The sequence below is a fragment of the Pseudoxanthomonas sp. CF125 genome (assembly GCF_900104085.1).
Classification (GTDB): domain Bacteria; phylum Pseudomonadota; class Gammaproteobacteria; order Xanthomonadales; family Xanthomonadaceae; genus Pseudoxanthomonas_A.
On record NZ_FNLD01000003.1, the window covers coordinates 131,807 to 145,597 of the forward strand.

The following is a 13,791-nucleotide window of genomic DNA, read 5'->3' on the forward strand; positions in this document are numbered from 1 at the left end:
GAGGCGAGTCACCTGATGGTCGCAGGCCCACCTCGGCTGGACCCTATCGCCACAGATGGCGGGGCATTGATCGCGCTCATGAAGTAAGCACTGACCCGCGGCCCTCATCAATGCCTTACGGTCGCGGCTCGGCGACTCATTGGTTCGTGTAGTGGATTCCGGCGGAAAACTGACGGGGAGTATGAAGCCATAAGGCATCCTCACCAGTAGATGAGTGGGATGAACGGCACATGGACGCGTGCATAGCGCACGCTTAGACCTCAGCAGATCTGGGGTCGGACCCGCCGACGCCAGAAGATTGGCTCGGTCAAAGTGTTGACCGTCCGCTTCTGGCCGAAAGCGGTGGAGCGACGGCTTGTCGATCCATGGGAATTGGGACCCGAGGGTGTCCACCGTTAAGGGTGCTCATGCCATGCAAGCATTTACGCAGATCACGGTTCTCGGTGTCGTCTGAACATGCCGCGATGCCGCTCGTCCCTGGCGGCTTCGAAATTGGCAATAAACCTGAAAACTAGAATGTGACATCCAACGTCAACCGGCATGCATGTGGCCGCATCCTCCTTCTGGTATGCAATCTGCCTACTACGCGGCACCGTTGCATTGATTTTCATGGCTCATGCTGCGGTTCGGCTGGTGAACGGTAGCGTGCCACGGTTCGCCGATTTCCTCGAAAGCAGGGGATTTCCACATGGCACGACGTGGGTGCTGGCCATTTCCATCTGCGAGATCGTCGGCGGCCTATTGCTGGCATCCGGCGTGGGGGTCAAATGGGTATGCGCTCTGCTTTCCTGCATCGTGGTCACCGGTATCGTGCTGATCCATGCGCAGCAGGGATGGTTCGTGGGCGAGCATGGCACCGGCGGCATGGAGTTCAGCATATTGCTGTGTGCCGCGTTGCTGGTAATCGGCTGCACCGACCCCACGCATTGGCCGCATTCGCGGTCCGTGCTAGCTTGGTCGCGCGGCAGGACGCTGGTTAGAGGCGCCAAGCCACCCGCCTGAGCCGAATTCCTGCCTGCTTCTCGCAACTGACTATGTTCAAACGCATTCCGTCCGTTTTCTGGATTGTCCTGCTGTGGTGGACGGCGTATGCGCTGATCTTCGCCATCCAGGTAGTCTGGATGGGAGAACAACAAGGCAGGCCGATTTCCTGGCAGGAAGCGCTGCAGTTCAGCTTTGGCGGCTGGATGACCTGGGTGCCACTCAGCCTGGCCCTTTACTGGTTGGTGAAGCGCCACCCAATCGAGCGGGGCCGCAGCCTGCGGTCCATTTCGATTCTGATGGCCAGCGCACTGGCGGTAGTGCTATTGCGGGCTGCTTACGTCTACCTCACCAATCCCGTCTTTGCGTGGTACGGCGACCAGCCCCTGCCTGGATTTGGCAGCGTGCTGACTACGGCCTTCATCAACGGCTTCATGCTGGCCTGGCTGGTGATCGGCATCGCGCACGCGATGGTTTTTTACCAGCGCAGCCATGAGCGTGGTCAGAAAGTGGCGGAACTGGAAACCAGTCTCACCAGAACCCAGCTGGAGGCCTTGCGCGCGCAGCTCAACCCGCACTTCCTTTTCAATGCGCTCAATTCGGTCGCGGAAATGGTGCATCGCGATGCAGAGTTGGCCGATCGCATGCTGGTTTCCCTGGCCGCATTGCTGCGCGATAGTCTGTCCCCAGAACAGGACCAGCTGCGCCCACTGCGCGAAGAGCTTGCGCTAGTGGAGCACTATCTGATGATCGAGAAGATTCGGTTGAGCGAACGCTTGCAGGTGGTCTGGGACATTCGACCTGATTGCCTTGAGGTTCCCATACCGGCCTTGATCTTGCAGCCGCTAGTTGAGAACGCGATCGTGCACGGAATAGCCCGCAGACGCTCACCGGGGATCCTGCGTGTGCGAGGAAGGTTCCGAGATGACCGACTGTCGCTGGAAGTGGAGAACAGCATCGCATCCGGGAATACGATCGCCTCCGGCACGGGAATCGGCCTGCAAAGCACCCGTAGCCGCCTGCAGTTGCTGTATGGCGATCATGCCTGCCTTGTCCTGGAGAGGACAGAGGCGGGCGATCATCTGGTACGGCTTGATATTCCCGCGACCTCCGCAGCACGATCCAATGCATCGGTGTCCAGGGAGTCAGCCGAATGAACGAACTTCGTGCCGCGATCATCGATGACGAGCCTTTGGCCCGTGCACGACTGCGGCGATTACTGGCGAAAGTGGGTGGCAGTACGATCAGGGTTGTGGCGGAATGCGTCGATACCGATGAACTGTTGGCGACGGCAGCGAACTGCGCCATCGATGTATTGTTCCTGGACATTGAGATGCCAGGCGGCAACGGATTCGGCGCACTCGCGCGATGGCAGGGACCGCATCCCCTGGTGGTGTTCGTCACCGCCTATGCGCAACATGGCGTCCGCGCCTTCGACGCCCGCGCCACCGACTACCTGATGAAGCCGGTTTCTGCAGAACGCCTGCGCGACACCCTGGAACGCGTGCGACATGCCGCAGCGCACGTATCGCCCGCAACGGAAGCGCCATCGGGAAAACGCCTCCCGCTGTCTATCGGACAACGCACACACCTGGTGCCGATCTTGCAGATCGATCTGGTTCTCGCCCATGGCAACTATCTGGAGGTCCATGCCGCGGGCGCCACTTACATGATCCGGAACACGTTGGCCGACTTCCAGGCAAAGCTGGAGCCGGAGAACTTCGTCCGTCTGCATCGTTCCGCCATCGTGCGTATCGCCGCGATCCGCGAGATCAAGCCCGTGGGATCGGGACGATTCCGAATCGGGTTGCATGGTGGACGCCACCTTCACTCGGGTCGCCACTTCCGCGACCAGGTGCATGCATTGCTCGGGTTGGATAACACACCGTAGCACTGGCGTACTTGCAGGTCACTGGTGTGCTGCCCGACGACTGCAACGTGATGTTTGTCCCAGCAGGCATGTCGACTGGCCCTGCAGCCGGTGTGATGGCGCCTCACCCACAAGCGCACGGAGTCACGCATGACCGGCAAGAAGAACGCATTGATCCCACTCCTGGCAGTTTCATCGCTGGTCGTCTCTCTACTGTCGGGCTGCGCGTCGTTTGCGGTGAGCGATGACGCGCTGGTCCAACGCACCGGTTTCGCCCTTGGCCTGGAGCCGGCACAGTTCACCATCTCCAATCGCATGGATGAAGGCACCACGACCCGCTACCAGGTCAAGACTACTGCAGGACGCCAATACAACTGTTTTGTGGGTGGTTCCGTTTCGGTGCTGGGGAAGTCGGTTTCCGAAGCGATCTGCACGGAAATGGGCAAGGATGGTGCGCAGACTCCCAAGAACAAGAATGATGGCAATTGCAATGCCTTACTGAAGGCAGCCGGAAAATGCTGACCTCTCTTTTTCGCCACCATTGGTCCGCTTGCTCTAGCTATCGATCAGGCAACCGGTCGTGGAGTGCTTGAGAGTCCGCTTCTTACGATCCTGGATGGAAATGGCAGCACTATTTGGGGAAGCTCATTTCGTCTAACAAGACCAATCGATCCCCATTCGCTTTTGGTTAAGAGCGAGGGTTCGGAAGCATCCGATTCTGATTGGCGTTCACCATGGTTGCTCCAACATGCAACTGTGGGAGGAACCATAAGTTGGCCGCCCATAGAAAGCATAAGTTGGCCGGCCTGCTGGCGATCCGCGCAAGGGCTTAGCCCACACCCATAAGCGGCCGCTCAATCCTGCGTTCGGCCCGGTTGCAACGAAACGGCTGACCGTATCGCAGCCTCATGCATCCGTGCCGGCCAAGAGCCAGCAGCCGAACACTGGGCCGGCGCTGAAGCCGGTTTCCGGCTCGATGCGCACGCGCAAGATCTTTCCTTTCGTCGTGGCGGCAGGCAACGGGTAGTCGGCATCGACGAAACGGATGCCGCGGTCGCCGTCCAGCACTTCGTCGGCCACCGGATATCCGTTGGCGAGGATGCGGAAGCGTCGCCGATGCTCGCCTCCCCAGTAGCGCAACCGCAGTTTCAATGGGCCGGGCCGGCTTTGCAGATCGAATTCGACGAATCCTCCGCTGCGCGCATCGCGTCCTTTCCGTCGCCGGTACTCGACGCTGTAGGACAGCTCGCTGCGCAGTGCATGCGCCTTTTCCGAAGCATCTTCGCCCAGTTCGATCCGATCGGCCGCGTCGGCATCCATCTGCGCCATGGCCTTGGCCTCGGCCGCTTGCCTCGTTTGTTCTTCCCGCCACGCCTGTGGAGCGAGGCGTTCGAAATAGACCGCGCTGCGTCGGTCGTGCTGTGCATAAAACGGCGCGAAAGCCAACGGTCCCGGATGCACCACCCCGGTCGCCAGATAGCGCCCGGCGACGTCCTGCGGTGCGAATCCCGCCAGGACATCGCCTTCGGCCACCAACACCGGATCGACTCGTGTCCCATAGGGTTCTTCCGTAGAACCCAGATCGGCCGCCATCACCAACGGGCCGCGCATCACCGACACAACCTCCGGATCGTCGCTCGGTTCCAGGCGCAACGGCATCGGCAATTCCAGGGTCAGCATGTCGCCTGCGCGCCAGCGACGGCGCAGGCGCGCGTAGCCGTCGGCCAATTCTGCGCGGACGGGCTTGCCGTTGAGCGTAAGTCGCCACGACTGCGCCCAGCCGGGGATCCGCAGCGCAATGCGCTGCGCCGCTTCCGGTGCCGCCGTTATGCGCAGGCGGGCCTCGCTACCCAAAGGCAGGTCGCTGTCCAGCTCCAGCTGCAGGCCGGAAGGGTCGTCGTCCAGGCTCGAAGGAATATAGAGATTGACGAACAAGGTTTCGTCCTCGTCGTCGCGCCAATAGATCGAATCGCCGAACTGGGCATGGCTCTCCATCCCGGAACCGACGCAGCACCAGAAATCGTCGAACGGAGTGGAGAACTCGCGCTTGGCTCCGGCCATCAGCGGCATCATGTAGGCGAACATGCCGGTGCCCGGATGCTGCTGCGCCATGATGTGGTTCAGCAAGGTGCGTTCGTAGTAGTCGAAATAGGCGGCCCGTGGCGTCCAGCGATACAGGTGCCGGGTCAGCTTCAGCATGTTGTAGCTGTTGCAGTGTTCGCAGGTCTGTTCGGTGACGAACTTGGAGATCGTATCCGGCGCCTGGAAGTATTCGCGGTCGGCGTTGCCGCCGATCACATAGGTATGGTGCGCGGTGACCGTAAGCCAGAAGAAGCGCGCAGCCGCCGAGGGCTCTGGATCGCCGGTCAGTTCGAACTGGCGGGCCATGCCGATCAGTTTCGGAATCTGTGTGTTGGCGTGCAGCCGGTCGAGTTTGTCCTGCTGCGCGGCCAGCGGGTCCATGACCTCGCGGTGGCGCAGGCGTTCGGCCAACCGGAGCCAGCGCGGGTCGCCGGTGCGGCCATAGAGTTCGGCGAAGGATTCGTTGAGCCCACCGAACTCGCACGACAGCACCCGCTGCATCTGCGCATCGTCCAGTTGCGCGAACACCGCATCGAGGTAATTGCCCAAACGCACCGCCACCTCGAGCGCCTGCGCATTACCGCAATGCACGTGCGCATCCAGCAGGCCCGCAAACAGCTTATGCCAGGTATACAGCGGCGCCCAACTTCCATTCAGGCTGAAGGGCTGGGTTTCGACCCTACCCTGCCTGAGGTCATCGAAGACCGCGCGCCCGCTTTCGATCTTTCCATCGCGGTTCTTGCGGGTGAAACCGGCCACATAACCATCGGCGGCTTGTGCCTGGCACAACGCCAGTTCGGCGACGATGTAATCCGCACGCGACAGGCATTCGGTGTCGCCGGTCTGCGCATGCATCAGCGATAGCGCGCTGAGATAGTGCCCGAGCGTATGCCCGGCAATGGTATCCGCTTCCCAGCCGCCATAGACGGGTGCCTTCGGCTCCAGCCCGGCGTACTGGCGGAAATTGTGCAGCAGGCGATCCGGCTCCAACTGCAGCATGTAGCGCCGGTTGGTTTGCAGCGAATCCAGGAACATCGACCGTTTCAACCGTACGTTGCGTAGCGGGACCGCCCGCGCCCGCTGCGGTACGGATGCCGCCGCTTCGAGCGGGAAGCCGACGAAGCCGGCCGCCGACGCCATGGCGCTCCAGGCGAGGAAACGCCGTCTCGAAAGGCTGATGCTCATGCAGTGAATCCTCGTTTTCCTGCTGACAGTGGCAGAAACGCGTGGCAGCGGCAAAACGCGAGCCGCCCAAGCGAACGGGCGGCCTGCGTCGGCGGTGGGTCAGAACGTTACCGTGACCCGTGCCCACCAGTAGCGGCCGAGCACATCGTAGGTGGTCACGTCGGTATTACCGTTGTTGGCGTTATTGTTGTAGAACAAGGGCGGCTGTTTGTCGCCCAGATTGTCCACGCCCACATCGACGCGGGTATGCCAGTCGCTGAAGTCGTAGCCACCCTGCAGATTATGGTACGCATACGAGCCGATCCCGCGTTCGACCGCCGGCAGCGCCGAATCGGCGGAGAGATTCTGCCTTGCGTCGGTGCTGCCGATCGAGGTGTGCCCCACGTAGCGTATACGCCAGGCGGCGCTCCACGGCCCCTGCTTCCAGGTCAACGTACCCAGCGCGCGGATACGCGGGAAATTGCCATAGGAATAGGTGTACTTGCCCGCGCTGTGGATCACCACGGTGCCCGGGTCGGTGGGATCGGGATTAATGTCGTAACGCGCCACATAGGTGCCGTTGAGGCTTGCGTTGAAGCTGCCCCAGCGCGTATCGGGCAGACGATAGTTCGCGCCGAAATCCACGCCCTTTGTCCACAACTGGCCCAGGTTCACCGTCGGCTCGCCGATGTAGTAGATGGTGCCGTTGCCGTTGCGGTGGATCAGAGGGCAGAACGCGCTGGCGGAATTGGCGTAGCACTGGTTGAGCACGGTCTGCGCCGATACCGTGGCGATGGTGTCCACCAGATTGATACGCCATACATCGGCGCTCAGCGAAAGTCCTTCCAGCCACTTCGGATCGTAGACCACGCCGAAATCGTAGGACTTGCCGGTTTCTGGCTTGAGGCCGTCGTAGCCGGCCACCAATGCGCCGGAAGTGCGTCCGGAAACCTGTGGATCGGCCTGCTGGTAGCTGCCATCCGTCGGCACGTTGACGCAAGCTACGTCATTGCCACCGGTGTAACCGTTGCAGGGATCGATGGCCGAAGCCGCATCGCCACCGATGCCGGCGTACAGCTCGTTGATGTTGGGCGCGCGGAATACCTCCGACACCGTGCCGCGCAGCAGCAGGTTTTCGATCGGTCGCCATTCCAGCGCCAGTTTGCTGTTGGTGGTGCTGCCCACCGAATCGTAATCGGAGAAACGGCTGCCGATGGACAGGTTCAGCGCGTGCGCGAAAGGTTTGTCGGCCAGCAACGGAATCAGGGTTTCGGCATAGGCTTCCTTCACATTGAAACTGCCGTTCAGCACCGTGGTGCAGAACTCGACGACGCCGCACAGACCTTCCAGATCGGCCACGGCCAAATCGTCGGTCTTGGTCGAGGTGCTTTCCTTGCGATAGGACAAGCCGACCGCGAGATTGACCGTCCCGGCGGGAAGATCGAACAGATTGCCGTTGGCGTTGGCTTCGAACTGCTTGACCGTGTAAGTGCTGGTGCTGATCGGATTGACGACCATCGCTTTCAGCGCCTCAACGGTGGCCGGATCGTTGGTGTTGAAGATATCGATCGGAGTGCAGCCGGCGATGACCGCGCCGGCGGCGCCGCACTTGACCACTCCATCGCTGTCTAGGAACGAGGGCCCGACCGCCTGATTGAACGCAGCGTAATTCAGGAAACCGTTGTTGATCGACTTCTGCCGGACCTGGCCATAGTTGAAATTGGCGTCCCACTGCCAGGAGCTGTCGCCGAAACCACCGCGCAGGCCGGCGTTGGTCTGCAGATTGTAGGTGTTGTACTCGTACTGGCGGTTGCCCAGCGAAACCAACCGCGTATTGAAAGTGTTGTAGGTGGTGCCAGTGGCCCGATCGGCGCCGAAATTGATGCCGAAGGGATTGTAGTAGCTGTTCTCCGACACCAGGAAATTGTCGCCGATGGCGAAGATCGGCACCGGCGCGATGATCGATGCCGAATGGGTCTTGGTGAAATAGGCGTTGCCGTAGGCTTCGAGGTTGTCGGTCAGGCGGAAGCTGCCCAGCACGAAGGCGTTGGTGCGCTCCTGCGGCGTCTGCAGCAGATTGAAGGGCTGGTAGTTGAAGGAATCCGCCGTGGCGTCGTAGCAGTGATAGTCGCCCTGGTCGGTAGGGCCGCTGCCGGTGGCCGAATCGAGGGTGACGCGCGAGCAACCCGCGCTGGCGGCCAGGGCCGCGGCTTCGGCGGAACCGTCGTTGAAGCTGATCGTCCCGAAGGGGGTCGCCGAAGAACCTTGTCTGACCGCCTCGCCATTGACCAGATTCAGCGCATCCTTGGAGAACGCGCGTTGCGCTGCCGATACTTCGTCGATCTTGTGGTAGGACACGCCACCGACCACGCTGGCCCGATCCCAGGCATGCCCGGCAGTGAGCGAATAGTTGCGCCGGCTGCCATCGCCGCGCGAAGTCTGGCCGAAATCGGCGCTGGCCTGCACGCCTTCGAAGCGGTCGCGCAGAATGAAATTGACCACGCCGCCGATGGCATCGGAGCCGTAGACGGCAGATGCGCCGTCGCCCAGCACTTCGACGCGCTCGACCATAGCGGCCGGAATGCTGTTGATATCGTTGTAGGCCAGACGTACGCCATTGACCAGCACCAAGGTGCGCTTCTCGCCCAGGCCGCGCAGCGAGACCGCGGACGCGCCAGTGCCGCCGCCGTTGTTGACGTTGGGGTTGGTGGCGTTGCCGGCGATCGCAGGCAACTCCTGGATCAGATCGCCCAGCGTCGCCTTGCCGGTGGCTTCGATGGCTTCGCGGCCGATGGTGGTAACCGGATTGGCGGTCTCCGTGTCGACGCGACGGATGCGGGAGCCGGTGACGGTGACGCTGTCGAGAGTGGTGGCGTCGTTAGCGCTCTCCGCAGTCTGCGTTTCCTGCGCCTGCGCCGAGCAGGTGGCGGCTAGTATCAGTGCGACGGCAATGGCCCGGACCAACGGTGCACGGGGGCGCGGAATGGCCAGGAACGGTGTCTCGCGATGACGACAGCGGGAAGGAGAAAGCATTACTTCGGCGGATCGCATGGGTGTCTCCTCAGACGGATTCGGTGGGGCGATAGGATTCGTGGGGTAAAAAGCGCCCGTGCCGGCTTGCGCCAACGCAAGAAGCGCCTGGATTCGCCGCGTCTCTACCGGTGACGGCAGCGGCGCGAAAACCTTTCCCGTCTGCTTGCCGAGCACTCGTGCGCGGCCGAACGGGTACTGCCTGATTCGCCGGTGGAGAAGATGCAGCGCAACGAATCGCTCCGTGCGCTTCCCTGGGGCGTCGCCGGCCGCATCCGGCGCTATCGCCGGTGCCACCGTCCACCAAAATGCATTTGTTTTTCTGCGTCACCTCCGACTTTGTTCAGACGCGCGGTTCGCTGAACGGAAACGCGACATGGTGTTCACCGCGTGCCATGTCCGCACGTCACGCATGCGTCATGGATCCGGCTTACCCTCATCCTGCATGCACAATGACCAATGCGTCTTGTCGCAATTGTCGTTTTCGGGTGCGGAATACAGCATGTTTCTGTCCGCTGCCAGCATTGCGGGGCGCAGAACTTCCCAGCGGATCGGCCGCTCTCAATGCTGCGGCGGGGCGTTGCGAAAACCTCTCCACGCGCAGATTCGTTCAGACATAGGTGGCCTGCACCGCCACGCGCGTTCCAGCGCGCCCCGCGATGCGCAGTGCGTCACTATTTCTTCCGGCTAGCGCCGCTTCCTTGCCGTCCACCGTGGCTCCGAGCAGGCGCTTTCCCGCTGGCAAGCGCAAACTGAGCCAGATGCTATCGGGCGCGCCGGATGGCAGGTCGACATGGCCTTCGATGCGCTGAACCTGCGCATTGGCGCGCAACTGGAAACCGACTTTTCCCCAGCGTGTGGGCGCAGCGGAAATACCGATGGTCTCGCCGCTTCCCAGCCATTCGCGCGGTAACGCCCGCGCCAGAAACAACTGCTCGCCGGCACTGTCTTCGAATACCAGCATCCAGCGCAGCAGCAGCGGAATGGTCGACTGCGCCGGCATGCAGAACAGCGGCATGCCGCCGGTGATGCCGCTCACCTCGCCCGCCGTCCAACCGCCGCGCGTGTGTACGTGATAGCGGTGTGCGTACAGGAACAGCAGGTATTCCTCGATCCGGTCCAGGCGCAGTAATTGCTGCGCATAGCCGTAGGAAATGAAACCGAGCAGGTCGCGCGCGTCCTTGCTCGGCGGCGCGATGTTGGCGACCACACCCAGGCTGGTGCCGCCGTGACCGCGTACGCAGTCGATCACCAAGTTCGCCAGATCGTCGGGCAACACATCGGCCTGCAACAGTTCGGCATAGGCGCGGTGCGGCCATCCCTGCTCACTGGGATTTTCCTGCAGCAGCGACTGGCGGAACGTCAGCTTCACGCCCGGCAGCGGGCCGATGTAAGGCGGCTTCAGATCGCGACGGACATTGGCACGCAGCGTGCGCTCGGTCTGCGCAGTCAGGCGTTGCGACCGCTGGTTCCAACGCCGCGCGGTCGCCGGTGCGTCCGCGCCGCCGATATGCGTCCACACCGGCGCGATATCGGCCAAGCCGCGCGCGGCCAACGCGCTGTTGGCGTAGTAGGGCTTCCACCACAGCGTGGGATCGGGGAACAGGCAGGCGTCGGATTCGTTCCAGCCGTGGATCAGGCCATGGCCCGGCGCATCGGATGGCAGCGCCAGGCTCTGGTCGTGCAATTCTTCCAGGATTTGCGCGGTGGCTTCTATCTTGCCGCGATGCTTGCGCAACAGCGGCGCATCGCCGGTGTAGTGCAGATAGCGCGCCATCAGCGACAGGATCAGGCCGAACTGCCCGGTCTCCGGCCCGCGCATGTTGGGCATGCCGTCGGGCTGCACGAAATCGGTGAAGTAGCCGTCCAGTACCGCCGCGGCCTGGTCGAAGCGGCCCCACTCCAGATTGGCGTACAGCGAACTGGTGAAGGTGTCCTGGAACCCGTCGTACTCGTTACCGTAATAGTCGCGATCCACCGCGCCGTACTTGGGATAAGTACCGCCAGGACGCACTACCAGTTCACGGGCAAAAGCGAAGCGCGCCATGTCGTTCCAGCTCGGATCCGGCAGACTGGCTTCGACGGTGCCGGCAAGCAGGTCCTGCCAGTAACCTGCGAACGCCAGCAGCCCGCGATAGAAATCCTCGGCCGTCGCCCCCCCGCGCCGCGGCAGATAGTCGGGATAGCTGTGCGTGTACACCGTCTTCAGCGCCTTGCCGTTCTCCACCAGCACGGTGCGGTGCCAGGTCTGGACGATGAAACGATCCTCAGCGCGTACGTCGGCGAATATCAACAGGTCGTAGTGGCGGTTGGCCGACACCGGCATCACCTTGTGCACCGCCGGCATCCAGCCGCCCAACAGTCCTTCATGCCTGCGCTTGATCAGCGCGACTTCGCCCAACTCGGCGAAGGCATGCTCCGGCCGCCAGGTGCGGCTACGGCCATTGGGCAGGATGGGCATGGTATCGATGGCTTCGCGCGTGCCGACGAAGGTGGTCCATGGCCAACGTCCATCGTGATCCTTGGGATCCAACAGCGATGCCGGCGGCGGTGCGGCATCGCGGACCTCCTCCACCGACGGATCGCCGTTCCGCAACAAGTGGTTGGCCAGCAGGTCGGCGTCGGCCAGCGCCACGTCGGCGAGTTTCATGCCGAAATACGGCGGCTTGTCGCTGGGAAACGCCGCTTCCGTGCGCTTGCCCAGGGTCACCATGCCATCGGCGCAGACGAAACTGATCGCACCGTCCGGCGTACGCAGATCCTCGTACACGGTCCAATCGGCGCCTTCCTCGCGGAACGCGCAGAGACGAGTGTGGCCTAGCAGCGCGCCTTCCGCCAAAGGCCGCAGCACGGGCTTGGGCAGCTTCGCAATTGCAGCGGACGCCGCTACGCTATCGGCAGAGAAGCCGACCCCGGCTACTGCGGTAGTAGCGGTCAATCCATGCTGCAGAAACCGTCTTCTGTCCACTTCCACGCTCCCGAACTTCCATCCGATATCCGGCCATGCTGCGGCAAGCACCTGGCAGTGTCTTGTTCGCTACCTGGCGCATACGTGCGGAATTCCGCACAGCTAAAAAAAGACATTGGATCAGTAAGTGCCCACGGTGACCTTCAGCACGTACGGATCGCGAGCGCGGAAATTGAGCCCGTAATCCGTCTCATCGCCGTTCAACCAGCGCACGGTCTGCCATTTCCCGTCCACGTAGCGGCCCTGCTCGACCTTCAGCAATTGCCCGTATCTGCCGTCGGCAGCGTCGCGCTGGAATTCCACTCGTCCCTGGAATCCGGTAACCAGGAACACCTCGGGTTCCAGTTGGACCACCAGCACGCGACCGGCGTGGTCGGACGTGCCCGGCAGGATCGCCGGCGCATCGCCCCACATCGGCGCGCCGAACGAAACGCGGGCCTGCCAGGGACCGAAGCGCAGGTCTTGCTGCGGAGTACCCGGCTTTTCCACCGCCGCCTGCAAGCGTCCTTCGAACGCGGCGCTGGCCAACATCCTCTGCATCGGCGTCAGCAACCCGAAGGCGGCGGCGTACGCTTCGGTCGCCGCGCGGTTCTCCGGCGTGTCTTCGTTGCCATCGATGCCGAACACCGAGAAGCCCAATCCACCTTTTTCCAACACATAGAAGTGATACGGCGCGGTTGCGGCCTCGAAACCGGTTTCCGAAACCCAGGCCGGGTTGTCCGGCCGCGCGTATTGGTCGACGACCTTGGTGTACTCGTTGTAGTCGCTGGTGTAGATGTCGGTGCCGATGAAGTCGATCGACGGCGTGACCGCGCGCCACAGATCGAACACGTTCCAGGTCGCGCCGCCGCTGGGATAATCCAAGCCCGGGTGGATCTTGCCCTTGTAGCGCAACCATGTGTTCACATAGAGCGGCAACGGATATTCGGCCTTGCCGGCGGCTGCCACCTGTTCGATGTAGACAGCGTTGGCATAGGCGCTGAACGCCTCGGCGGCGCCGGGGCCGAAGACTTCGGTCCAGGTACCGGCAGGCTTGGACAGCGCGCGGGCGACTGCTTCGGGTACTTGTTCGCGGAATGCGCGCTCGCCGGCTTCGCCATGGTCGCGCACGGTGCCGATCGCACCCGGCTCGTTCTGCACCTGTACTAGGATGACGGTGTAGGTACCCTCGTCCACCTTGCGCAGATGGCGCATCAACGCGGCGAAAGCGTGGCTGTCGGCGTCCCGGTTGGCCTGCGCGTGCGGCGAGAGAACATCCACCGGTGCGCCGTTGGCATCGAGCATGCGCGGATACGTTGCGCGGTCTCGCTTGATCCAGTCCGGTACGTAATGCATCTGGCCGTTCTTCCAGGTGCCGAACCACAGCAACGCAAGGCGCAGGCCGCGCGCACGCGCCTGCGCGATCAACGCATCGACGTTGGTGTAGTCGTAGCGGCCGGGCTCCGGCTCGAACTGTTCCCAGTACACCGGCGCTTCCACCGTGTTGGCGTGCAGCGCCTCCGCCTGCTCCAGCGCCTGCGGCAGCACTTGCGGCCATGCGCTTGAGTTGTGCAGTTGCGCCGCCATGATGCTGTACGGCGCGCCGTCGACGAACAAGGCGTGGCGCCCGTTTTCGCTGACATAGCGCGGCATCTCGCGCGTGGCCGCATGCGCGGCCATGCTCAGCAACAAGCTCAGCGTTGCCGCCAGCCAGGCA

At 62.6% G+C, this 13,791-nt stretch carries 8 protein-coding genes; 4 read left to right on the forward strand and 4 right to left on the reverse strand.

Translation table 11 applies throughout. The annotated features are described in order from the left end of the window. Positions 1 to 546 precede the first annotated feature (546 nt). The 4 genes from BLR66_RS14115 to BLR66_RS14130 all read left to right on the forward strand — a co-directional run bounded on the left by BLR66_RS14115 (position 547) and on the right by BLR66_RS14130 (position 3,373). Positions 547 to 1,002 carry a DoxX family protein gene (locus tag BLR66_RS14115; RefSeq protein ID WP_176943890.1) on the forward strand — a complete coding sequence of 152 codons (456 nt, stop codon included), beginning with the start codon at positions 547 to 549 and terminating at the stop codon, positions 1,000 to 1,002. Between the two features lie 32 nt (positions 1,003 to 1,034). Next, on the forward strand, positions 1,035 to 2,138 hold the full coding sequence (locus BLR66_RS14120; protein WP_093288314.1) for a sensor histidine kinase: 1,104 nt from the start codon (positions 1,035 to 1,037) through the stop codon (positions 2,136 to 2,138). Next, positions 2,135 to 2,872 (forward strand): LytR/AlgR family response regulator transcription factor, encoded by a 738-nt coding sequence (locus BLR66_RS14125; protein ID WP_093288317.1) that lies wholly within the window; start codon positions 2,135 to 2,137, stop codon positions 2,870 to 2,872. Before BLR66_RS14120 ends, BLR66_RS14125 begins: the two co-directional genes overlap by 4 nt. Before the next feature lie 129 nt (positions 2,873 to 3,001). Then, entirely contained in the window at positions 3,002 to 3,373 is a 372-nt protein-coding gene (locus tag BLR66_RS14130; protein WP_093288320.1) for a hypothetical protein, read from the forward strand. Positions 3,374 to 3,757: 384 nt separating this feature from the next. Here the strand turns inward: BLR66_RS14130 and BLR66_RS14135 are convergent, their stop codons facing one another. From BLR66_RS14135 to BLR66_RS14150, 4 genes are all read right to left on the reverse strand, one after another. Beyond that, entirely contained in the window at positions 3,758 to 6,118 is a 2,361-nt protein-coding gene (locus tag BLR66_RS14135) for a glycoside hydrolase family 127 protein (RefSeq protein ID WP_093288323.1), read from the reverse strand. Positions 6,119 to 6,217: 99 nt separating this feature from the next. Beyond that, positions 6,218 to 9,148: a TonB-dependent receptor gene (locus tag BLR66_RS14140; RefSeq protein ID WP_255402622.1), complete on the reverse strand. Its 2,931-nt coding sequence runs from the start codon at positions 9,146 to 9,148 to the stop codon at positions 6,218 to 6,220. A 589-nt stretch (positions 9,149 to 9,737) separates the two neighbouring features. Beyond that, entirely contained in the window at positions 9,738 to 12,095 is a 2,358-nt protein-coding gene (locus BLR66_RS14145) for a Tat pathway signal protein (protein WP_093289868.1), read from the reverse strand. A gap of 120 nt (positions 12,096 to 12,215) precedes the next feature. Further along, positions 12,216 to 13,754, reverse strand: coding sequence for a DUF5597 domain-containing protein (locus tag BLR66_RS14150; protein WP_093289869.1), 1,539 nt, complete (start codon positions 13,752 to 13,754; stop codon positions 12,216 to 12,218). Positions 13,755 to 13,791: the final 37 nt, after the last annotated feature.

Bases quoted from the DNA above. Each gene is read 5' to 3' on its own strand.
- BLR66_RS14120 (WP_093288314.1), top strand. From the start codon at position 1,035: ATGTTCAAACGCATTCCGTCCGTTTTCTGGATTGTCCTGCTGTGGTGG.
- BLR66_RS14125 (WP_093288317.1), top strand. From the start codon at position 2,135: ATGAACGAACTTCGTGCCGCGATCATCGATGACGAGCCTTTGGCCCGT.
- BLR66_RS14130 (WP_093288320.1), top strand. From the start codon at position 3,002: ATGACCGGCAAGAAGAACGCATTGATCCCACTCCTGGCAGTTTCATCG.
- BLR66_RS14135 (WP_093288323.1), bottom strand. From the start codon at position 6,118: ATGAGCATCAGCCTTTCGAGACGGCGTTTCCTCGCCTGGAGCGCCATG.
- BLR66_RS14140 (WP_255402622.1), bottom strand. From the start codon at position 9,148: ATGCGATCCGCCGAAGTAATGCTTTCTCCTTCCCGCTGTCGTCATCGC.
- BLR66_RS14150 (WP_093289869.1), bottom strand. From the start codon at position 13,754: ATGGCCGCGCATGCGGCCACGCGCGAGATGCCGCGCTATGTCAGCGAA.